Origin of the sequence: Psychrobacillus mangrovi (assembly GCF_037104765.1) — a bacterium.
GTDB lineage: Bacteria > Bacillota > Bacilli > Bacillales_A > Planococcaceae > Psychrobacillus > Psychrobacillus mangrovi.
Genome location: NZ_JBAWSY010000009.1, coordinates 23,327 through 47,734, shown reverse-complemented (window position 1 = coordinate 47,734; position 24,408 = coordinate 23,327). Strand labels below are relative to the sequence as shown.

The window sequence follows — 24,408 nt, the reverse complement described above, 5'->3', positions numbered from 1 at the left end:
AGCTATTCCTCCTGCCACATAAATACTAAATTTTGAATCGTAAAGCGAGGTGTAACTTGTAGGGTATCATAATGTTCCTCAATAACTAACAGACGTTTCTCGAGTAACATTGTCGCATCGGCCAATAAATGCATCGACATCTCGTCCTTTATTTCTGCACCTTTTGAAAGTGGGGAACGCTGATGACATAATAGTAAAAAATCGTAAAAATAGCGTTCATCGAGAGATATAGTCCTGTTTTTTTGAAGTTGCTCAACCCATTCAGCGAGTGTCCAGCTTAGTCGATCTTCTGCAAAGATCAGCATTTCCTTCATAAAGGATTGATACACTCGTCGTATTTGTTTCGCATATTGCTCACGCTTTTCCTCTGCGACAACTTCCTCATAGTGTGCTAACTCAGCATTTTGCTCTTCCTCTGTCCATGACTGTACGCCAAAAATACTCAGTAACGACCAACTTTTCTTAGATTCCAGCTTTAAAAATGGTGCTAAAATACCTTTCATAGACTCAAGGGGTAAAGGTGTACTGACAATCTCTGAAACTATTTCTTTATCAAAATTAAACTGCTCTAGTCCAATATTATAAAGCGATTGCTGAGCCGCATCTAAAGCCTCTTCCTTTAGACGTAAACTATGAGTCAGCAAGTCTTTATGCTGCTCGTGTACTGCGAGTAGTGCTTCGTCAATTTTTAATAACATACGAAAAGCCTTCATATCTTCTTCATTTACAGTTGACTCTGTTGCTTTTCGAGATTCAACTATAAACTGATGTAGCTCCTCAAACTCTGTATTTTCCCTCTGCAGCCTCATATTACGATCCTGCAACACATCCATATATCGTTTTTGCGTTTCGCTATTAATAATATTGCGCCTAATTTCTTGCGACAGCTTTTCCATTCGTTCATGTAGCTGCTCCACGTCCATACGCATTTCATTAATTTGACGTAATGCTCCTTCCAGCTCTCCCTTTTCTAGAAGCTTTCGCAGCATCAGTTGGTGAATAGACAACTGGAATTCCTGGAAATATTCTTTCGTTGCAAAAATCAATTCCAACCCATCATCATCGAGCTGATAATATTGGCGATTTTCTTTCGCATCAAAAAAATCTGTTTTCAAAAAAGAAAATGGAATTTCCTCCACTTCATCCGTTCCCCAATCATAAAACGAATATGTTTTATAGACGCCTTTTGCTGGTCGAAACGTCTCTTTTACAATCATTAGAAGTGCATTTACACGCTCGTCCGCAATATTGTAGCGTTTTTGAAGTAGTGGTCGTATAAAATGGGCTGCCTCTTCCAGACCAATTTTGGATTCGCGCATTAGCTTCATTTCAAAAAAATATAGCAGAGTAAACAAACCTATCATCCGCATATCGATTTCACGTCCATCGTCATCTAATTGACGCTTGCCTGCTAACTCATGCAGTGGCTCGAACAAATAAATACGTCGCATTCTTTCACGTAAATCTTTGGTAATATGAATATTTCCCTCCATTATCCGTCCTCCAAATCATTACTCATTTGCTGCCAAATCCTCTGAAGTTTTTCTGCTGCTATTACTTCCTGCGAAATATAATCATTTTTTTCTAAAAGTCGCTGACATCTTTCTTTCATAAGTGGTGGTAAGTTTTCCAAAAACGTCTCTACCGCCTCATCATCTCGCAGTTGCTTTGTCAAAATAGGCTTTCCTTCATCCTGTAAAGCTACTTCATAAAATGGTAATGCAAGTGAAACAAACTGTTGTTTACTTACTAAATACCAAATAGAAATCCCTGCAAAATCGAGGTCCCCAAAATAATAAAAGAAATGACGTACATTTGGTAACGGTAACTGCTTGTCGAACAAGTTCAAGCTACCTACAATTTCAAAACCAGCACCGTATATCAATGTTGAAAACCGGGTTTTCTTGAGTGCTGGCAGAAGACCTTCATAGGTTGTTTTATTCTCGACGATTAAATGGAATTGTGTTGAGTTATGTAACTGTTGAGGGTTTACAGCAAAACGAAGAGGCTCTTTAACATCAACAACTTGCATCTTCAGCCATAAACCAAGACGCTCAAGTACGCGTCTTCCTCCTTTATATTGAAGCCACTTTTCATCTCCAACTAATTGCTGACTACGTTCTGGCGCAGGTGCAGGCTGGGTTGGGAAATTATATGTAAGGATAAATTGATTAATCTTTTGAATAAATGGCAAATCTTGCTCTAGTTGCAGCGGCGTCAAACGGTAATACGTATCCAATGAAATACTCGGATGCAACTTCAGCTGCAAAGGCTCAATCACTCCACTAAGCGACTTTTTCACCGAATGTTTTAACACTTTATATTTATAATGAAGTCGTGGCATCTGCGGTGTTTGCCCAGCACTCTTAACTGGCTGTATCAACTGGGCCTGAACAAGCTGTAACACGGCATTAGCAAACGATTCATACGATTGATGTTTGTCTAATAATTGCTCAAGCTCTGATAATGTAATATATGATTTCTTAAATTGCACCAGCTTATCATTCATTCTGCACCCCCTGTTGGATTTAGTATAACAAAGTCCATTATCATACCTCTAATTTAATGTAAAATTATCTCAAGTTAATTCCAGGAAGGATGTTATCTGTTATATTGGTTTTAGAAAAAAGTGAATATTATATCTAAAAAGGAGTAGAAAATTAATCTCTACTCCTTTTTCATTTTGCGTATTTTTAATTATAATTTGCTTATAGTAGATTGTTTTTCTTGATACAATTATAGCTTGGACTTGGGTGTTGCTGAAAGGTATTTTTAGGTACATTGAAGGCTCATTTTTCCACCTTTCCTACTTTTTTATGGTCGTTTTATTAATATTCAATTTAGCATTTTTCTATCAACACAATTTGGACAAACACCGCATGGAACTTTGCTATTTGTTTAGTCATATAAATTTGTAACTAAAGATCAAATTAAACAATTTAAAAATTTCATTACTAAATTAGAAGACTTCTTATTAACTACTTTTCCAAAACTTCATACTCTTAACGATTTCTCTTTAAATTTACCTGCTAAGATGCAATTGAAAGAAATATTATCTGAACCAATATATTTAAAATATTTTGGTGCCGATAGTATTTCATTTGGTATTCTACATTCAAATTTGATTTTACTTAAATTTGAAAAATATAGAATCCTGACTCCCAAAATGATGCCAACGAATGCCACTGCACAAAATCGACCGAAAACACAAAAAGACTGAAACCCTTATATATCGTGGGTTTCAGTCTTTTTTGAAATCTGTTGATTTCGTAATGTGGAGACGGCGGGAGTCGAACCAACCGCTCCACAACAGGCTGTAACACCAGTGTTTACAATGTTTTTGATGTAATCTGAAAATGTTTGACCATGGTTTTGACTATGGATTGAATAAATTACTTACGGAGACAAGAGTTTTATTATGCATTCAACAAAAATACTGTTACCTTTTATTCTTTGGTAGCTCTTTGGCTGTTTCTGTTTGCTAACTGTAAGCATAACTCCAAGAGCATTAATATGAACATTAAAATAGTTGTTCACTTCCATTGAAGAGTGCCAAACTTGAATAACTGAAACAGTGCTTTTACTCAAGCTTTCCACATCCTCAGTTGTTCTTTATATTCAAAGCATTAATAAGGGGAGTTTCACCATCCCTTATTGTCATTGCTCCTCTTTAAATTCAACACTTGTAAACTTATCCTTATAATCAAAATCTGACCCAAGTATTAAATCAGAATAAGCTTTAATTTGTGTGTTATTATTTTTAGCATATCTATGAGCATGACATTGGCGGTTTCTGTTGATACCATCATACAAAGCAAGGAATTGCTCTCGATTAAACTTAGATAAGTTTGGTTCAATGAATACATCAAAATTAATGTCTGCTGTGTTAAAATTTCCACTGTGAACGAATTGCTTAATTAGTAAGTCATAATATTTCTCTATACAATCATTTTCAGAAGCCCACTTGAAAAGCATTTCTCTTTCATTCTCATTTAATATATGGCTTTCATGAAACCTTTCTTCATAAGTATAATCTTTCCAATGTAGTTCATTAATTAAGTAATCAAAATGTTTTTCCATACTATCTCTCAAGAATGGAGCACGAACCTTGAGATTTCCTTTACTTTCTATTTTTGCTTTAAGCTTTGTTTGATTATGATTCTCCATAAAGCTATATAGTTCTGGGTTATTACCAAAAAACTCAGTTAACCTTCTCAAGATACCCATATCCTCTTCTTTAAACTTATTAAAAGGAATAGGGTTCTGTTCAATGTACTTCAATAAGCTTGCTCTGAATTTTTTATAAAGAATTTTCAAGGTACGGAAGTTTATTTCCCTGTTTTTTTTGCAAGGAACACTTTCACAATTTAATGTAATGCTCCACAAATCTTTAAATATTGTGTTTATCATATGTTCATTAGTGTTTTTCAAGTATCTCGACTCAATGTAGTTTTCAAGTGACGAATCATCTGAAAAGAAATTTTTATGTCCCTCTAAATCCTCAAGAAGAGTGTTAAATACTTTCTTAGACATAACTGGGTTTTTAATAAGCAAGCCTTCAAGCATATTTCTAATTAATGCTCTGGCAGTTTCTTTATTTGGAGTTAAAAGTAAATCCTCTTGAGTTAAAACTGGATGTGCTGATAAATGTCTGTGCTGTCTCAAAGAGTCTAAGGTTATTTTTTCCGCTGGCTCTAACAATAGTGTTCTTGTTTTTACTTCATCAATAAGAATACCTTCCCAAGCACCAGGATTGGTGGTATTTCTCGCTTGCTCTTCTTCTATTTTTTCTAATATTGATAATGCTATTTCATCTTCATACAATTCTTTAAGATCTTTGAGTTTATAAATTAAATCACACATAACAACGGAATAAAGCATTACAATCGCTGAGCGGTAACTCCCATTGACATAAGACTGCAGAACTTCTTTGAAGTATTCCCTTGTTTTTGGGTGATAAATTTGTTCAGCACCTTGCTCAATAGAATATAATGACATAGTTTGACTCCCTTACTTAATTTTCTATAAATCTATGTTGAAATGATAAGACAAACTCTTTAGCAACTCTATTTGCTAAAAATGCACACATTTCTTTAGTTATGTATGGGTTCTCCTCTTGCGGATATTTCTCAGTCATTTCCTTCATAGCATTTGTTGTAATTTGATTTATTCTTTTATCAACTATAATTTTATCCACCCTCTGTAAAAGATGCTTCATTCGTTCTTCAAACTTTTTAACATCAATATTCTTAGATTTGTAACGCTTCAATTGCTGAGGTGGAATCCTCACTGGTTCATCATACTCAACCACTTCATTAGTAACAACATTATAATGATAGCTTTGATAAATTGCTTCCCCTTCATATTCTCTATTTATATAAACCACCATTTTAAACTCGTTAAAAAGTTCAACATATACGTAAAGATATTTTCGCTGGGGGTCTCCAGCCAAAATTAATGTATGTAAGACCTCTTTTTCGCCTTTGTAAAAGACCTCAGATTTTGGATAATAAAAGTAAACTTCCGCTTCTTCTTCACTTCCCTTAATATATGGAAGTAAATGCTTAACCTCTTCTGGTTTTCCACCATGGTAGATAAAAAAATTAACAGCCATTTTGCATAATGCACGACTTGCTTCCTCTCCACCAAAATCCATATTAATCTTTACAGATGGCAAATAGCTTTTATTTCTACCAGCATTTTTAATCTGTTCATCAATATTTATTTCGGGATGCTTCCTTTTTAACCCTTTAAGAACTTCTTTTGCCTGTCTTTCTGAGGAAGCTTCTATATGAAACATATTTTCATTCTTTTCAACGTAAGGTCTTGCAAGTTTCAACTTCCCACCAGGTTCAATTAGAATATCCTTATTATTATATGTACCTTTCACATTCTGTGGGTTTCCTCTATCTCGCTTTATGTCTAAAAGGTTAGCTATTGGATTTAACTGCCTTGCAAGAGAATCATCAATTTTACTACCAAAATCTGAATTACAACCCTTGCATATTAGTTTTTTAGACTTTAACTTTCCTCCAATTGCGTTTAGAAGAATATGCTCCTCTGTCTCATTTTCGCTTGTTATTTCCTCATCACAAACATAACATTTCATTAGCAAAGCCCCCTTAATTATCTATAATTAACTTCTTTAGTTCCTTTTTGGTCAATCAAGGCCTCAATCTGTTAAGCATTTCTATTTCTGCTCGATTGTTTTACTTATACGAGTACTGAATTTATTATCATTTATTGTCATACTTAAAAAATTCAAATGTTCCTAATATTGTATCATATTAACCTATCAAATTACCCATTTCATTTGAACTACACTACTTTAAAGCCCATCTTTAAATATTCTTATGAATTCCTAATGATGTTCTATAGCATGAATTGAAAAATCTTTTCAGATAAAAAAACCGAAGCGGAAGGCATTCGGTCTTCAAAATTATTTAATTTAATTGTTTTCAATCAATAATTTGTTATTAAAGTCAACGATTTAAGAAAACGAGATTATTTCAACACCACATTTCATTTACGCTCCCCAAAAGCCTTATCATTAATTTCACTAACTTCTTTCACCCCACACCCAAATCCCTCAAACAGTTGTACCTTATTAGAGGTAATTCTCCCGTATTTCTTACTCATTCCATAAGTCTCGAGTGATGGAACCTTCAACGAATGTAATAACATTTTTGAACAATTACTCTAATACATTTTGAAACTTCAAAGTCTTTAGGTCTCTCATTGCACCAATTCCTCTTTAAACTCTTTGTTATAATAAAACTTTTCAAGTTCATCTATTGCAATAGAATCCCAATACCATGAAAATTCTTTCCATCTACTTACGTAATAGTTTTTAAATAGTTTTTTATCATCAACATTTTTGTGCTTTAAGAATTCTTCGAGGCTTTCATTCAAAGTATAATATTCAGTTAAAAGTGTGGGGTCAAGTAATTCCTCTATTTCTATAGAAGGAATACTAAAATCTCTAAAAATTAGATATGGAGATGTGTGGTCTAAAGAAAACATATCATGACATTCAAGTTTCCCTGTTCGCAAATTTATTGTTGCAAACATTTCAGGATTTAGATACTTACAATACGTTTCTTGCCACACAATCTCAAAACTTTGTCATAATCAATTAAAAATAACATTTTAATTACCTTGTCTTTATTTATTACATTATCAGACCCATTTGGAAAAAAAATAATTTCACCATTTCTCATTGTCAGTCCTCCACTTCCTTATTATCTTTCTATAAAAATTTCTTTAGCGATATTTTTTACTACTTTTCCATTTTGGATATGAACTTTTTGTTCAAACCCACCTAAGACTTCCACAACACTTATTTTAAATTCTAAGTCATATTGTTTTGAAAAGACCTGATATGGTTCTGGCTCTACGTACCACGCGGCCATAAATCCATTATCTTCAAAGTGACTGTCATTCTCTTGATAGTTATATTCAAACTCTATCTGCCCTTCGATATAATTTCTATTTGTTCCCTTAAACCATGTATATATGTCTGGTCGAAGAATTATCTTTTCTCCAGTATCAATAACTTCTTTAGCATCTTCACCCAATATATCAACCAGGAACCTCTTAATATCCTTTCCTTTTCCTTTAATCTCAATGATACCTCGACTCCAATTTGGCATTCTATTTTTCCTCCTATCAATAATTTTTCGTTAATAGTTTTTTTATTTTTATATTCTGATTAAATTTACTAATTCCCCTTGATAAGTCCTCTCTCCATAAAACAGGACAACCACAAGGAGGGGGAATATGCGGGTATTCGAGGGAGTCTTTTCGTATCTTCTATAGAATTTAGAGATTAACTACATATTTTCTGTAAAAACTGTAATAGTCAAAAAAACTATCTCTTTTGCCTGAATCCCCTTCCTCGTGGTTGTCATCTTCTCTTTGGAATAGTCACTTATAGTTTCTTGCCGATAGTTATTCCCTTAAAAATAATTCTCTTACTGCTATCTTCAGTTTTTAGGACATTGCGTTTGTATTCCATATCAAGTGACTTGTTAAACTTTGTCTGTGATATCGGTTGCATATTATTTTCTAAGCATGTCTTTTTGTAATGATGATAAAGGTTCTGACTATATTCAACACCATCTACTTTTAGCTCACAGAATTCTGTTACATACCAAATGACATTGTTGCTTTGTTTTTTGTATTCAAACAACAGATTTTCGGTCGTTTCACTTTTTGTAAATTGGTAGTTGTTCGTTATTAGTCTTTCGAGACCTTCTAACGCCCATCTAACAATACCATCTGCTTCATTTTGTAGTTTAAACTGTAATGCAGTATCAATTTTAGATTCTTCTACCTGTCTCAAAAAAGGAAGTATAATTAACCTTCTATAAAATCCATCTGTTCTATCAACATAGTTTGCAGGAAGTTCATTACAAGAAAATAGCAGTCTTGCCTTATTACTGAAAGAGAATGGAGAACGGAATTTTTCTTCTGCTACAATCGAATCTCCACTGACCAAAGTTTTGAATAAACTTGTGTCTTGTAATGCTTTGTTTGGTAAATCAGCATAAATATTCGCCAATTTTCCAAATAATAAACTTGGTTTGAACTGATGGGATAAATCTTGTAAAGCAACATTACTGATATTTTTCTTTCCTAAAATATATTCAATCAATTTTAAGAAAGTCGACTTACCAGTGCGTCCTGGTCCATGTAGAATGAACGCTTTTTCTGCTACAGTTTCTGGGATAAGTAAATACCCCATTAATTCCTGTGCAATCATTACATCCTTTTTTGACAAAGAACTATTAATAAATTCGTCAAATGTTGGACAACTTGCTGATTCATTATAGTTAGCATTCAATTGGATTGTAGTAACAAGTTCAGGTGAATGTTCTTCCATTTTTCTCGTAGTGAGATTTAAAATACCATTCTTACAGTTGATTTTGTTCTTCAGTAAAGGAGAATCGAAAAGATCTCCATCATACCAGACTCTATTTTTCAACTGTTCCAATGTATCTCTCACATGCGAAGACTTACTATGCTCATCTAATAAATGCTTTTGAATCTTCTTCTTCATTTGTTGCTCTTCTATTTTTTGATAAACACCATTTTCATATTGAAAGAAATGCTCACTGGAATAAATCAGCTTTTCCTTAGATTGTAAGTGCTTCGCTAAAATTCCTGGCATGAACGTTAATGAATTTGACCCTTTCATATACCAATGTGGAAATTCATTTGCTTGCCCTTTCATATTATTCTTCGTCTCTTTAGTCCTAACACTACTTCTGTCATTTGACGGATTATAAACAGCGTCCGTATCTTTTATCGCTTTCTCTATCACAACATTTCCATAGGTGCTTCCATCCGCATAATGAATACCGTCCCATTTAATGGTATTCAACCCAGATTTTCTAAACAGGCTATCTATTTGGTCAGCATCTTTTTTTGTATAAAAGGCTAATGCATTGCACAATGCCAAATCAGCTTCACTTTGAGATGAGTAATATCCTTTCCAATCTCCATCATATAAACTTCTTAGCCGATGACCGTTTTTGCTTCTGAACATAATTTCTAATAAATCTTCATCTGTTTTTTCTTTTCTGTCGACTATTAATAACACTTTCTCTTCTTCCTCTCCTTTTTCTAAAAATATCTTACAAATTGAATTTATTTTGTCTGATGAACTATGAATCTCACTGAAACCCTCTAACATATTCCCTGTAACTGTGAAGTATCGTTTATTTTGATAAATTTCTAAACCGCATTCACTGTTCTTAGACCGATTGGATTCTTTTATTCCTTTAGTAATCAAATGAATTCCTTTTCCACTTGGAGAATATTCTGCATAAGCTCTGCCTTCAAATTGACAAAGAATCTCCTCTGCTATCTTATTGAATTGACCATTTTCACCCACGCACCCATCAATATCAATTCCTACATAGTCGTCCTCGCTTGTAAATACGAATCCTATCCCTGAGACCACTTTGTTACCTGTATAATGAACGGCTTCCTCGAACTCAAGCCAATTATCTTCCTTATTTGAATCAATTGGAGTTCCGCTAATTGGATTAACAGGAACTTTCGTTATTTTTTCGCCTCTGGACATTGCTTTATAGCAAACCCACTGTTTCATATGTTTCATTTCTTCTGGAATATTTTTGTACATTTAAAGCCTCCTTTTAGTTGATAATCATAGTTTAATTACTTTTGCAATTACTTGAAATAGATTTTCGGGTTGATGCTGTTTAACCTTTTCCATATCAAAACCTGATACAAGTGTCATTCTATAAAATTAGTCAAGCTGATGAAATGCTTTTTCTGTACTATATTGTTCGAGCTATTTAAGAAAATTTATGAAACGCTCCGACATACTCCGACCCTTTTTTCTTAAATTTTCTTATTTTCTATTAGTGAACTGTATAAGATACAAGGTAAGTAAATTTGAGAGGAGACGATTTTATTGAAAGAACATGTGTTTATAGGAATAGATAGTGGAAAATACGCTACAAAAGGATTAATTGAATACAGGGGTAAGACAAGCACAATGTTGTTTCGTACTAAACTGCAAGAAGTAAGTGATATAGGAATGGATATTCAGCCAAACTCATTCAAGATTGACTACGAAGGGAAGCAGTATTTGATAGGAGATATGATATCCGAGAATCATAGTGATTTTAATTTGAGCAAAGAAACATTGATGCACAAAATCTCCATTTATACAGCTATTTGTGAATTGATGAATAAAGCCAATGCTTATTTCCACAATGTTCACCTTCATGTCGCTATTAACGTTCCAATAAACGTGTATAAATCAAAATCCCTGAAAGAATCATTTAAAAGATTTATAGAAAATAATAACAGAACAATTTATTTTCGATTGAACGACTGCCAATACAATTTCAACCTAAACGATATTACAATCTGCTTTGAAGGTATGGGATTAACTTATACGAACCCAAGTGAAGCGACAAATTCAACATCTATGGTTGTTGATATAGGTGGACTTAATACCACATATTGTATGTTCAATGGAGTCCAGCCTGATTTTAACAGCATGACAGTCGCTCATGTCGGCATGAATATATTAAAAGCAAAGTTAGAACAGGAACTGGTGCAACGCTATAATCGGAACATTTCTGCAAACGACCTGGAGCAAATAATTCAACAGGGGTATATGAGTTTCATGGGGCAAGTAACTGAAGGAAGTAAGGAACTTATTAGTCAGGTCAAGAAAAACCACTTTGACCAGATTATCAATTATGCCAAACAGCACAATTATACGTTTAATCAAGACAACATATATTTTGCAGGTGGAGGATCTCTTCTATTAAAACAAGAAATCCTACAACAATTTCCTAACGCAACTATTGTCGTGAACCCTCAATTCGCCAATGTAAAAAGTTTCTTAGAAATCATGAAGGTTAAATACTCATGAGTCAGTACAAAAAAATCACTATCAGCTTCTTACCGCATGACAGTGATTTGTGGATTTATATTGAAAACAAGAAAGAAACGTGCAATTTGAGCGAATATATCCGAAGTTTAATTAAGAAAGATATGATTTATGGCAATAACACTTTTACTACAGATGACAGTTCCATAGAAAAGATTCTTGAACTGCTATCTGCTCGACTACCTACTATATCTAATGACCCTGAAAAGCTATATGAAGAAGCTCCAGTGAGTGAAGAAATGAAAAAAACTATACATTCACTGTTTTAAAAGAAAAAATGCTGACGCTAATCAGCATTTTACATAATAGTTTCGACTACATGTTATAAATGCACAAAGCTTTAGACACCGCATTAATCGGGGCGAAATAGAAGATTGGCTGAATCTTTATCAATAAGTCGCACGGAACAATTTAAAGTCAAAGACAAAAGAAGCTGGGATAAACACTTTCTTTGCTCCTGCGTCCTCTCACAAATCACCTCTACAAATCTTGTCCACTTCCATTATCTCATTCTTACTCTTCAAAACAAAAGAAGAGCCACTTAATTAAATACTATGTAATTTAGGCATTAGTTCTTACTCAATGCCTTCTCCTCTGATGGTTTTAGGGTTCTACGAACCCCCTATTGCCTTCTCCCCATCCAATGAATAACTGGCTTTCTTCTGCTTTTAAACGCCATTTATGGTTAAAAAGGGAATAAAAAACAGGAGTAGAGAATGACTGATTTGCTTCCAAGATCTCGTCTCCTTATTCACTCGTTTATAAACACTTTATTTTGATTATGGCAGTGGTTTATTAGAAATGTCAGTAGTTTATTATTGGGTTACATTATAGCAGCAGGTAGACCTTGGGGACATAGGAAGTATTTACATAATATTTTATGATATAATCTAACTACGTTATTAATAGAATTTAAAATAATTTCCAACTACCGAATGGAGGTAAACTATGGACCCGAACCAAAAAATACAATTTTTAGAAAATGAGATTAAAGAGCTAAAGCAACTCCAAAAAGAAATGGAATTTAGACAGGATTTAATTTTTTTTAATACCGCTATAAATCGAATTCTATACGAATATAAAATAACTAAGGAACAATATGATAAAATTATGGATTTAATGGACCTGTATAGAGAGAAAATTGGCAATAAACAAAAAGTATCTCATGAGACTTTTGAACAGCAAGTTTATAATATCGTGACACAGCATGATGGAAATTACCATTTGGTTGAATTCCTAACAATGGCATTCAAAGAAGAAAATAGATGGGGAGAAGTTTTCGATGCTCTTTACGGGGATTTGCCAAAATTCAAGAATAATTTAGAGGAAAAATCATGAACTTTACTGAAACTATCGGTGTAATAGGGAGCATTGCCAGTATCATTAGTATAATAGGTGCAATATTTTCTTGGCAAAAGGCAAACCAAGCAAAACAATACAGTGAAATATATTATACAACTGATACTAAGGAAAAATTACAAACTGTTTTTATACGATTAGAAAGTATTCAAGAAGTGTCATATAAATTAAATAGCAGTGATAAACGTGGTTTAAATGAAAGTAATGAAATTAAAGAATATGAAGCTATTAGGCAAAAGTTAAATAACTTGATAAACATTACACCTTCTAAGTATTCAGTTATCTTAACAAGGTTAAATAGTATCAAAGATAATATTGACTCGCTTATTCAAAAATCCACTATTATGGACACACAAGATTTAATTTCATTTAAAACTTCTATAAATTTATGTATCGGAGATGTGAAGTCTGAACTTGAAAACCTCCGAAAAGACTTAGTTGATTTACAAAATAAATAAAATTCACTTTTTAGGATGCTTGTTTGTAAAGATATAATCAATTTGATAAAGGATGAATCTAACATGGGAAAACCCTTGACACCTGCTCAAGAAAAAATTAGAGACGCACAAATAAGTAAAAATGAACAATATATAGCAAAGGTCGAATCTATATTACAAGAGATTGCCCCCTTTTATAACGACACCAATAATTATAATTCCTATTTAGTAGAATTGTATGAGAAATTAAACAATGCCCATGGAATGATTGTTCAAGGTGAATACGCAAATCTATACACAAAACACTTTGGAAAACCAACTTCTGCAGTGTTTAATCTATATAGTGATTTAAGTGATGAATTCTTTATTTTAGACGATAAACATAAAAAAGAATTTCTAAAAGGGCTTCCTAATCTGGAAAACTACCAAGAAAAATCAGATTACTATTACAAGAAAATAAAACCATTATTCGATGATGTAAATTCAGAAAATTCAATAATTATACGTTTTGAAGGGATGGAACAATTATATCTTGAACTTAAACAATTATCTGAACAGCATTGGAATTATCCACAACAGCTTGCAGTAAGACAAGCATACCATAATAGGGAATTCTTACAGCCCATTATGTTTCATGGAATACCGAGGACAAATCCGTTTCATATAGAAGTATATTTAGAATACTCTCCTAAGTTAAATACTGGACTTTTACTAAAAGGAAAACTTGAAAAACTTAAGCCAATTATTAAGTCGATTAACGCACAGCTTCCCTTTGCCGAATTAGCTGAAAAAGTACCTCAAATCCAAAATATTGTTAGGGGCACAGATAATAGTACATCAATTGGAGAAAATACAAGTATTGGAAACGATAACGCAATTGGAGATAACGCTTTTGTGAGGGGGAAGTAATTTGCCAGTAAAAATAGAACGTGGTGTTAAAATTGGAGATAACAATGCTATTGGAGATAATGCGAGTGTTAAAATCAGCGAAAACAATGCACCTATAGGTAATGGAAGTATAGATATAAAGAGCAGTTTGGATAGCAAAGCTGAAAAAAGGCCATGGTTTGGAAAGCATCCTTGGTTATCAGCAATTATTTGCTCATTAATTGCCAGTATTATTTTGCTTCAAAATTGGAGCCAACTCTTCACTTTCATCGAAAAGTTGTTTAATAAGTAACGGCAATTAATCTTCAGTTACAAACTATATTATGTTATTAATTTTCAATACAAAGTTAAGATTTGAATTAACTTTAACGAGTTGTTTAATAAAAGATTCCGCATTAATTGCACAATAGATTATAAATTCTTCCTTTTCTGATGAGTACATCGCTTTAGTTGCTTTATTCAATATGGGCTTTACTTCTTTCGTTTTTTTTAACAATTCATATGACAAAAATAAATTAACACACTAAAAAAGAGCCTTAAAGGCTCTTTTAGGGTTTAAGTTAAATTAACTATCTTCTTCCTCGAAACTTAGAAGACCGCTGGAAATTTTCGACATTTTTATTCTTCTAAGATTTTTTCAAATATCTTACCAATATAACCTTTGTCTTCATTTTGGAAAAATACATTATATAGTTCAAAGTTGCCAGCATCCCCCCAATGGGATACATTATTAAATGGTGTCCCTGCAATGATAAATGAGTTAAGAACAACGCTCCCGTCTTGTTCACTAAGGTTACGTTCTATACTTTTTATCGTTTGAGATAGCTGAATCTTTGGGTCAAATAGCCCTTTTAGATTTCGGATACCTTTTGGGTCAATAAACGTAATGTATTGCTTTTCATCATGTATGAGCCACATAATAAAGTCAGGGAAGAAGTTGTTAGCTTCAAAAAAGCCGATTCCTGCCTTGCTTTTATTGCGTAGTAGATAAAGTTCTTTATCGTAAAAAAAAGATTCATTCTCTTTGTAATGGACCTTTAGGTCATGTACAAAGTTACGTTCGCCCTCATTCAAGTTTATGGGGCTGACTTCTATATCAGTCGCATTCTTCTTTATATAAATCAATGGATTGTATAGATGCTCTCCAAAACCAAATGGCTCAAAATTGCCATGTGAAAAGTTATTGAATTCTATATCCATTAATTCTCCTTTTTCAAGAAATTCCTTCAATTGGTTCAATTTACTTATCAAAGAGTCATTTTCTTTTGGCTTGTTAATTGTAAATACATACTTATCTTCTTTTATAAAGTTAGTATCAGCTTCTGTTAATACTTGATAACTTAAATGCGGAAATTCCCATTCAGCTTTTTTATGCTTATAGAAGAAATCACAGTATTTCTTTAATAGTACGATTGCAAGGTCTTGCCATTTTTTAAAGTTTTTAAAATCCGTAAATGCAAGTTCTGCTCTTGGAATTAACAAAGTGTACCAGTTTGGATTCATAAGCAGTTCCTCGACACCCTGTTTTGTAATATTAAGATTGTTAAAAGCCTTTAAATTTTTATAGTGTTGGATTTCAAAGTACACCTCATCCATATTAATGAATGCAAGATGCTCCCTTTCCAATATACCTGTATCCATTGAACCTAAATCATTAGAAGTTCCTGAAGATGTTTGTATCTGTATTTTTGGATACCAGTCTACCACAATCTTATGATTAGTCTCCTCTTTCAGTGGTGATAAAAGTGGCTTAGGTCCTTGCCTTTTAAAATTTAAGCCATCCCTTACCCTTAAGGTTCGGAGCTTACTTAAATTGACATCTTTATTACGGATAACAGGAAGTTCAATAGATTCTTGGTCATTATCGGGGTCAAGCTCTTCTTCTTTCAAATACTCTTCAAACTGCTTCATATAATCAGCTCTTATCCCAAAAATATTAAGCGTTTCAAGAATCTCTATATACTTAGGTACTGTTATCTCTGAGTTTTCTTTTTTAATGAATTTACTCCTCTTTAAACTAAATCCATACCCTTTTAATCGAACCCCTCTTCCGAAAAGCTGAATGATTTCAGCTCCCTCCGATTGCCCGACATTTAAAAGTCCCATTGTGCTGACACGCCAACTACTCCACCCTTCGGTAAATTTCTTTGAACCGATTAATACATTTACCATCGAATTGGAGTGGTTTATTCTTTTAAACAAAGATTCGGAAAATTCCCTTTCAGCAGTTAGCAAACCATTCTCATCACAAAGCTTTACGAGCTTTTTATCATCACCAACATTGATAACTCCAAAATACTGATTTTCTCCAACTCTGACACCTATCTCACCAGTTACGCCTTTTAAATTCTCAACATGCAGTTCCGCCCCTGGTGTATGGGAATTAAATACTGTTTTAAGGACATCCCTATAGACTTCCTCCAAGCTGCTCAGCTGATTACTAATCAAATATTTAAAGGTATCTTTAAATATTTCCCTTCCTTTATTATCAAGTAAACCTGGACTACCACCAAGCAATCTTTCAATTTTTTGGACACTTTTTACTTCATTTTTCACAAATTCGGAGAAAAAGGTCAGAACATCAACAACATCAGAAGCCTCTGTGTTCTTCTTTCCCTTAAGAACACTTGCACCAACAAATATAAACAGTGGGTTGTCCAATAAAAAAGCCGAAAAATCTTTTCTATTGTCTTCAAATAATTTCTTTTGTTGATAAAAGCTTAGCAAACATGCAGTTAAATAAAGTTGACGAACATCTTCATTACTATCATCCTGAAGGTTCAAGATGTGGTAATCTTTTCCGTATCCATCCGTATGAAAGTAACGGTAAGAATAGTCAAACAGGATACACTTGGCATATTCCTGTATTAGTTCGTCTTTCCCTGATGCCTTCATTGCTTGACCGAAGGTTGCTGAGTATTCAAAGGAAAAACCTTTTTCACTTAATTTGTCTCTTTTTTCTTTCCAAACCAGTCCTGATGCCCCTTTATGCCCCTCATCAACTAAAACAAGATTATTGCCTTCAAAAGAATCAACAGCAACCGTTTTTTCTCCTTCTTCATCTCCTATTTTATGAATGTCAATTATCTCAATCGTTGTTTCGGCTAATCTTAATAGAGCACCCTTTGTTTTATCAAACAGCTCCGCTTTTAATCCAGAGTTTTTAAATTCTTCAAGATGTTGGTTGGAAAGTCTTTCATTTGGAGTTAAAAGAATGATTTTATTAATTTCGTTCTCTTTCTCCAATGCCTTCAAATAATAAAGATATTGAAGGATATTAACGTGCATAATTAGGGTCTTTCCTGACCCTGTTGCATTCCAAAACGCCAACTTTTTCAGCTCATATTCCTTATATAAGTCAACTTTATCAGTCTCTAACTTGTCCTCATTGAACTGTTCAACATATTCATTTAGCAATTGTAGCAATTTATCTTTCTCGTTGAAGTATTTATCAAGATACAGCTCAGTAAAAAGAAGTGATAGGTACTGAAAATACTTCCACGTGAATCCTAATTCCCTATTTTCAGATATTCGTTTCGTATGTTCCACAATATTATTATCATATTGAAGGAGCTTATCTTTGCTTATTTTTACTTTATCCATCCAATCATCAACAAGGAAGTGATAGAAATTGGTGTTATTATCTTCTGATAAACCTTCAAATTTAGGTTTCTTCATTTCCTTCCCAATTTCCTCAAACTTTTCTACACCAAATAATGAAAGGAAATACTGGTTTAGAACCAATCGCTTATTAAATTTTAATTGAGGTGCTTTAGCTTGTTTACCCTTTTTTGTTTTAGTCACCATTTCAACACCCCCTTATACCTCTTGCACATGAAACATTAGCTTTTTAAATTCTTCTTCGATTAGAACAACTTTCCATCTTTCTTCATCCAACTTTAGGTTTTGAAGGTTATTATCTCCGTTCACATAAATCCGATTGAACTCAAAATCTTTTGTACTATACTTTTTCTTTAAGAAATATGCATCAAGGGCCGCATTATCTTTAATGATATCACCTGATAATGTTCTCCAAATCACAAGGACTTTATCTCCACTTAAAGACCTACCCTCAACTTCTTTAAAAACATATTCTCCACTTTTCGCAAAACTTAACTTGACCGCGCCTGGGACTTCACTATCATTATCCTTTTCAGCACTATAACGCATTTTCCCTTCATTCCTTATTACTTCAATACCCAAAAGATAATTAAAAGTCTCTACCAAATCAATAGTTGTCAATTGAGTTTCCAATCCATTTGCAATTTTTAATTTATATTCAAATGGATTTTTAAACATATCTATATTTAGAAGTGACATGCTATTCTCTGTTTCATTATTGAGCATATAAGAAAGCATATACTGCTCTCTTAATTCTGGATTCTTTTCAAGCAATGATAACTGCTCCTGGGTTAAATTGATTTCAAGATTATTAATAGTATCTTCATATGATTCAAGACGTATGTACTTGAAAAAATGACTTTCCCCTTCTCTTGAAACAGGTTTTCCATTTTTCCAATCCTTAGAATATACCACCTTTTGTATACGAGGCTTAGTTACAGTATTAAAATATTCACCCATTTCTACAAGGACATACTTTCTATTGCCTCTATCTTCTTTATTGAGATTAATTATTGCATGACCTGTAGTACCTGAACCTGCAAAAAAGTCAAGAACAGTATCTCCATCCTGGATATTTAGTACCCTAATCGAATCTGCCACTGCATCAACAGCCTTTGGAAAATCAAATTTAGCACTTGTTCCAAACAAATCATTTATAGTCCTTGTTCCATTATCTCGTGCAGAATACCCTGGTTTGTCCCACCATGTTCGAGGTAATGACCCCATTTCGTTTAAATATTTTTTGCGGTATATTTCAAGATTACCGTTTACACTCTTTACTATAAATTCATTTATCATAAGACGTGCTCTGTCAATACCATATTTCCATACTTTTTCGACGCCAACTGAATTAATAGGATATACCAATTTATCTGTTGATTGAATATCTTCATCCAATATATAACTACTACTTATTTCATCCCAGTGACATAGAGGAATCCTCAATACCCCCTCTTCATTAATACCAATGGGATAAAATTGCTTTGGTCTATCATTTCTATCAGAATCTGTACCATTCTTTCTAAAATTTTCCCATTCGTATGCTCCATTTTCATCTTTGAGGTCATAACGATTAAGCTGTTGTTCATTATGTGGTAACCTACCAAGCTCAGCACTTTCAGATTGAGAATAAAACAAAGCATACTCATGATTAATTGAAAAACCTTTTACAGTTGACCTACCTGAAGGATTGTTTCTTATAAGGGCAGTGGCTAAAAAGTTATCTTTATTATAAACTTGGTCCATAAGAATTTTTAGGTAACTAACTTCAAGGTCATCTATTGTATAACATGCTATCCCATTCGAACTTAGTAATTTTTTTGATAATTCAATTCTGGGCAACATAAGTGAAAGCCAAGAAGAATTTTTATAATTATTCTTATATAATATCTCTGAAGCGTTTGTATTATATGGAGGGTCTGTATAAATTCCTTTTATTACACCTTTATATCGTTCAAGTAAAAGATTCAATGCCTGGAAATTTTCACTGTGAATTAGAACCCCATTAATTTCTTCATCTAAATCTTCAAACTTACTTATAAGAGATTCTTTAAAATCATTATTAAAGAATGCAGTATCGATTAAAAGCGATGGATTTTGTTTTAAGAAATCTTCGGTAATAGGTTCGGAAAATCCTTCCCCTGTTAAGTCCTCATCAATTTCATCAATTGCAAAGTGTTCTTTCCATTCTTCAATCTGTCTCTTATTCTCAGTAATTTGTTTATAAAATTCTTGGGGCACTTTATCTAAAGTTATGCAATAATTTGTCTCAACTACGAATTTCTTCTTCAACCATAATTTTTTCTGAAAATTCTCTGTCTGCTCAAGAAATGAAATTATCTTACCACCAATGTTTTTGATAACTCTTATTTTAGTTAGATATTGTTCAAACTTCAGGTTATCTTCAACATCAATATCATCTAAAAACATAACTTCATTTTTAATATAGAAGTCTAATTCCCTTTTAAGGAATCCACCAAGGTCTTTATGGATAAAGTAATCGAACGTATTTCGAGAAGTATAATCATTCAAATACTTTTCGATTAATTTCCTTTTAGGAATTCTTTCGGTAGGTTCAATCGCAAGTAGACTTTGGAATTGTCTTAGTTCTATAACATTATCTATTGATTCCGAAACAATTTGAATCGCTTGTTTATTTAAATCCTGTTGCTTCTGTTCGTTTAATACATATTCAAATTGAATAATAAGTTCTTCGTTTTCTATTACCACAGGTTCATCTTGATTAATAATAAATCTTTTCTCTTTTCCTCTTTGTGATTTATTATTATCTTTTTCTGTTATTGCATTAATTAACTTAAAATGAACTTTATTATTATCAGGTGTAACAAAAGTATAGTCTCTAAAATGTTCGGCAGTTTTAATATAGTATTGGTCTGCATTTGCCCAATGTAGCTTTACTTCTTGTCCTTCATATGGGATTGCATATACATCTTTTTTATATCGTCTTAAAGATATGAAATCCCCATTATTATAATAACGTTTAAAAAAATTAGCTAAGTGAGAAAATACATCATTTTCTGCTGAAGTTAAATTAATACCATTATCCATTTTGGATTTTAATGCAACATATTTAGAACTACTTTCAAGCTCCACACCAGCATCTTCTAATTTTTCTTTTAGTTTTTTAAGTTCGTTTTCTACACCTTTTTGCTCAATTGAAATATATTTTTCCAGTTCAGATTTCACTTGTGGAAGTAAATCTTCGTTTAGGAACTTTTCAATTTCTTCTCTTTTATAATTCATGATTCTATAAATACCAAAATCCAAGTCAGATTGGTCTAATTGAAACATTTCTTTTAAAATTCCAATTAGATTCTGATAATTATCACTCATTACTTTCCTCCTCCGACCATTTATAAAACCAGGTCTTTTGCATCACTATAATCTTCCGTGACTTTAAATCTCCACCTCAATATCTCAACCGAGTGAGCGATTTGAGATATGTACGGAGATAATTAATATCTTTATATGTTTTATTATCTATGTTTTTTACACATTTTATTACCACATTATACATCTTGAACATCAAACATGAGCTTTTTAAATTCTACTTCGATTAATACAATTTTCCATCTTTCATCATCCAGTTTTAGATTTTGAAGGTTATTATCTCCATTTACATAAATTCGATTAAACTCAAAATCCTGTGTGCTGTATTTCTTCTTTAAGAAGTATGCATCAAGGGCCGCATTAGCCTTTACTATATCACCTGATAAAGTACGCCAAATAACAAGAACTTTCTCACCATCCAATGTTCTGCCTTCAATTTCTTTGAAGACATATTCTCCATCTTTTGCATAACTTAACTTGACCGCCCCTGGGACTTCATTATCATTATCCTTTTCAGCACTATAACGCTTTTTTCCTTCATTCCTTATTACTTCAATACCCAAAAGATAATTAAAAGTCTCTACCAAATCAATAGTTGTCAATTGAGTTTTCAATCCATTGGCAATTTTTAATTTATATTCAAATGGATTTTTAAACATATCTATATTTAAAAGTGACATGCTATTCTCTGTTTCATTATTGAGCATATAAGAAAGCATATACTGCTCTCTTAATTCTGGATTCTTTTCCAGCAATGATAACTGCTCTTGGGTTAAATTAATTACAAGATTATTTAGTGTATCTTCATAAGATTCAAGACGAATATATTTAAAAATATGGCTTGAACCTTCCCTTGAGACTGGTTTACCATTTTCCCAATCATTTGAATAAATTACTTTTTGGAGTCTTGGCTTTGTGACTGAATTGAAATATTCGCCCATTTCCACAAGAATATACTTTCTATTGCCATCATCAAGTCGGTTTAGTTCTACGACAGCATGACCTGTTGTTCCTGAACCAGCAAAAAAATCTAAGATATAATCATCCTTAGTCATCGTGTGTTCAATTAAAGATACTAATAATCCCACAGGTTTAGGTCTTGGAAAGTCTTCCTTATCGAAACCTAAATCAATAAAGTCTTCTGTTCCTCTTTCACTATTAAAACTTTTTTCATACCAAACACTTGTCGGCATTACTCTTTCTTCGTCAGTTAAAAAATCTTTTTCAAAAACTGACCATACTTTTCTATTTGGCATAAACTTAGGAACAAGTTTATTTAAGTTACCAAGTGAAGTGTCCATTCCCCATCTCCAACGACCTTCACGACCATCTGCCCTTAACGGAATTATTTTCACAAACCCTTCCATCTCCAATTCTTCATAGGAAGGATAAAATTCGTTTGTCTCCTCATTAAAGTAAAAATAATAGAACATTTTGGGTCTATCTTCCCTTAAATCATTGTCGCCTGTTTTTCTTAAATCTATTTCTCGATATTTGTTTCCATTTTCTTCTTTTGAATACCTTTTAAGTACCTTTTCTTCTGGTAACCAACCATATGATTTAGCTTCATCATTTGCATAAAATAATATATTATCATGTGCAGTTGGTAGATGCTTTTGGTCTGAACGACCTTTAGGATTGTTTACATTAACAATGGCATTTACAAATGAATCTGCTCCCAATATGCTATCCAGGAGAAGTTTATAATTGAACATTTCATGTTTATCTATACTACTTGTAAAAATACCAAAATCACTATTTAAGATTGTTTTGGAGATTCTGATTCTGTCATTAATCATACTTAACCAACTTGAATGTTTGTAATTATCCTTATAAACAAAGCCATCTCCCTCTCTATTATACGGAGGGTCAATATAGATAAAATTAAATTTGTTCCTGTACTTATCTTTAATTAGATTTAATGCTTGGAAATTTTCACTATGGATTAATACCCCATTAATTTCCTTATCTAAGTCATCAAAATGACTTATAAGTGCTTCTTTAAATTCATGGTCAAAAAAGATAGTATCAAGTAAAAGTGAAGGGTTCTGCTTTAAAAAGGTTTCAGTAATCGGCTCTGAAAATCCAGCTTTCATCAAGTCCCCATCTATCTCATTAATCTTAAAAAGTTCTTTCCACTCTTCAATTTGTCTATTATTCTCAATGATTACTGGATAAAACTCTTCGGGAATTTTGTCTAAAGTAATACAGTAATTTGTTTCTGTTACGAATTTTTTCTTTAACCACATTTTTTTTTGAAACCCCTCAATTTGGTCAAGGAAGGAGATTATCTTATTTCCTACTTTTTTGATAACCCTTATTTTTGTTAGATATTGTTCAACTTTTATAGTGTCCTCAACCTCAACATCATCTAAAAACATAACCTCATTTTTTATGTAGAAATCAATTTCTCGTTTTAGGAATCCACCCAGGTCCTTATGGATAAAGTAATCAAAAGTATTACGAGATGTATAATCATTAAGATACTTTTCAACTAATAATCTCTTTGGATTTTTTTCAGTTGGTACAAGTGCTAATAAACTTTGAAATGACTTAAAATCAGGCTCAGTCGTTAAACGCTCGGAAATAATTTCCAACGCTTGATTTGTTAAATCTTTTTGTTTTATATCTTTAACAACATACTCAAACCCTATAAACAATTCTCCATTTTCCACAACTAAAGGTGTGTTTTCAGAAATAACAAAACGTCTTTCTTTTCCTTTTTGAGATTTATTATTATCTTTTTCAGTTTCAGCATCAATCAGCTTAAAATGAACCTTATTACCGTCAGGTGTAGTAAAAGTATAATCCCTAAAGTGTTCTGCTGTCTTAATATAATATTGGTCACCGTTCGCCCAATGTAACTTTACTTCTTGTCCTTCATATGGAAGTGCGTAGATATCCTTTTTATATCGTCTTAAAGAAATAAAATCTCCATTACTATAGTAACGTTTAAAAAAGTTAGCCAGGTGAGAATAAACCTCATTTTCAGTTGATGTAACATTTAAACCTTTATCAAGCCTTGAGTTTAACGCAACATACTTAGAACTACTTTCAAATGCCACACCAGCCTCTTCTAATTTCACAGTAAGGTCTTTAAGTTCTTTTTCCACACCTTTTTGTTCGACTGAAATGTATTTTTCAAGTTCTGTTTTTACCTGCGGTAGTAAATCTTCATTTAGGAATTTTTTGATTTCATCTCTTTTATAATTCATTATTCTATAAATACCAAAATCCAAGTCGGATTGGTCTAATTGGAACATTTCTTTTAATATTGCTATTAGCTTTTGATAACTTTCACTCACTACTTTTCCT

The 24,408-nt window shown here is 32.6% G+C and carries 18 protein-coding genes; 6 read left to right on the top strand and 12 right to left on the bottom strand.

The genetic code is table 11. The features are described 5' to 3' along the window. Nucleotides 1–2 precede the first annotated feature (2 nt). The 8 genes from WAX74_RS12810 to WAX74_RS12775 form a co-directional block, all read right to left on the bottom strand. The gene (locus WAX74_RS12810) at nt 3–1,493 is read right to left on the bottom strand and encodes a replicative DNA helicase (RefSeq protein ID WP_336498065.1); all 1,491 of its coding nucleotides are present in this window, start codon (nt 1,491–1,493) and stop codon (nt 3–5) included. Beyond that, entirely contained in the window at nt 1,493–2,509 is a 1,017-nt protein-coding gene (locus tag WAX74_RS12805) for a Wadjet anti-phage system protein JetD domain-containing protein (protein WP_336498064.1), read from the bottom strand. The genes WAX74_RS12810 and WAX74_RS12805 overlap by 1 nt, the downstream gene beginning before the upstream one ends. Nucleotides 2,510–3,657: 1,148 nt before the next feature. Next, nucleotides 3,658–4,998, bottom strand: a complete 1,341-nt coding sequence (locus tag WAX74_RS12800; protein WP_336498063.1) for a hypothetical protein — start codon at nt 4,996–4,998, stop codon at nt 3,658–3,660. 16 nt (nt 4,999–5,014) lie between these two features. Next, nucleotides 5,015–6,109, bottom strand: coding sequence for an HNH endonuclease (locus WAX74_RS12795; protein ID WP_336498062.1), 1,095 nt, complete (start codon nt 6,107–6,109; stop codon nt 5,015–5,017). A 626-nt stretch (nt 6,110–6,735) separates the two neighbouring features. Next, on the bottom strand, nt 6,736–7,071 hold the full coding sequence (locus WAX74_RS12790) for a hypothetical protein (protein WP_336498061.1): 336 nt from the start codon (nt 7,069–7,071) through the stop codon (nt 6,736–6,738). Nucleotides 7,072–7,079: 8 nt separating this feature from the next. Then, the gene (locus WAX74_RS12785; RefSeq protein ID WP_336498060.1) at nt 7,080–7,220 is read right to left on the bottom strand and encodes a hypothetical protein; all 141 of its coding nucleotides are present in this window, start codon (nt 7,218–7,220) and stop codon (nt 7,080–7,082) included. Between the two features lie 21 nt (nt 7,221–7,241). After that, a complete protein-coding gene (locus WAX74_RS12780; protein WP_336498059.1) occupies nt 7,242–7,652 on the bottom strand; it encodes a hypothetical protein in 411 nt (136 codons plus the stop codon). A 278-nt stretch (nt 7,653–7,930) separates the two neighbouring features. Next, the gene (locus tag WAX74_RS12775) at nt 7,931–10,150 is read right to left on the bottom strand and encodes a phage/plasmid primase, P4 family (RefSeq protein WP_336498058.1); all 2,220 of its coding nucleotides are present in this window, start codon (nt 10,148–10,150) and stop codon (nt 7,931–7,933) included. A 294-nt stretch (nt 10,151–10,444) separates the two neighbouring features. Between WAX74_RS12775 and WAX74_RS12770 the strand changes: the two genes are divergently transcribed. Both WAX74_RS12770 and WAX74_RS12765 read left to right on the top strand, forming a co-directional pair. Beyond that, on the top strand, nt 10,445–11,419 hold the full coding sequence (locus tag WAX74_RS12770; RefSeq protein WP_336498057.1) for a ParM/StbA family protein: 975 nt from the start codon (nt 10,445–10,447) through the stop codon (nt 11,417–11,419). Next, nucleotides 11,416–11,706, top strand: a complete 291-nt coding sequence (locus WAX74_RS12765; RefSeq protein ID WP_336498056.1) for a hypothetical protein — start codon at nt 11,416–11,418, stop codon at nt 11,704–11,706. Before WAX74_RS12770 ends, WAX74_RS12765 begins: the two co-directional genes overlap by 4 nt. A 334-nt stretch (nt 11,707–12,040) precedes the next feature. Here WAX74_RS12765 and WAX74_RS12760 read toward each other — a convergent pair whose 3' ends face one another. After that, nucleotides 12,041–12,172, bottom strand: coding sequence for a hypothetical protein (locus WAX74_RS12760; RefSeq protein WP_336498055.1), 132 nt, complete (start codon nt 12,170–12,172; stop codon nt 12,041–12,043). Nucleotides 12,173–12,385: 213 nt separating this feature from the next. On the opposite strand from WAX74_RS12760, the gene WAX74_RS12755 reads away from it, so the two are divergent. Genes WAX74_RS12755 through WAX74_RS12740 form a run of 4 tightly spaced genes read left to right on the top strand, consistent with a single transcriptional unit; the run spans nt 12,386 to nt 14,413 of the window. Further along, a complete protein-coding gene (locus WAX74_RS12755; RefSeq protein WP_336498054.1) occupies nt 12,386–12,775 on the top strand; it encodes a DUF1878 domain-containing protein in 390 nt (129 codons plus the stop codon). Next, a complete protein-coding gene (locus WAX74_RS12750) occupies nt 12,772–13,254 on the top strand; it encodes a hypothetical protein (RefSeq protein WP_336498053.1) in 483 nt (160 codons plus the stop codon). The genes WAX74_RS12755 and WAX74_RS12750 overlap by 4 nt, the downstream gene beginning before the upstream one ends. A gap of 42 nt (nt 13,255–13,296) precedes the next feature. Then, entirely contained in the window at nt 13,297–14,142 is an 846-nt protein-coding gene (locus WAX74_RS12745) for a hypothetical protein (protein WP_336498052.1), read from the top strand. 1 nt (nt 14,143) lies between these two features. Continuing rightward, nucleotides 14,144–14,413, top strand: a complete 270-nt coding sequence (locus WAX74_RS12740; protein WP_336498051.1) for a hypothetical protein — start codon at nt 14,144–14,146, stop codon at nt 14,411–14,413. Nucleotides 14,414–14,739: 326 nt separating this feature from the next. Here WAX74_RS12740 and WAX74_RS12735 read toward each other — a convergent pair whose 3' ends face one another. The 3 genes from WAX74_RS12735 to WAX74_RS12725 all read right to left on the bottom strand — a co-directional run bounded on the left by WAX74_RS12735 (nt 14,740) and on the right by WAX74_RS12725 (nt 24,398). Next, nucleotides 14,740–17,928, bottom strand: coding sequence for a DEAD/DEAH box helicase family protein (locus WAX74_RS12735; protein ID WP_336498050.1), 3,189 nt, complete (start codon nt 17,926–17,928; stop codon nt 14,740–14,742). Between the two features lie 12 nt (nt 17,929–17,940). Further along, nucleotides 17,941–21,096 (bottom strand): site-specific DNA-methyltransferase, encoded by a 3,156-nt coding sequence (locus tag WAX74_RS12730; RefSeq protein ID WP_336498049.1) that lies wholly within the window; start codon nt 21,094–21,096, stop codon nt 17,941–17,943. Between the two features lie 176 nt (nt 21,097–21,272). Continuing rightward, nucleotides 21,273–24,398 carry a site-specific DNA-methyltransferase gene (locus WAX74_RS12725; protein ID WP_336498048.1) on the bottom strand — a complete coding sequence of 1,042 codons (3,126 nt, stop codon included), beginning with the start codon at nt 24,396–24,398 and terminating at the stop codon, nt 21,273–21,275. Between the last annotated feature and the right edge of the window lie 10 nt (nt 24,399–24,408).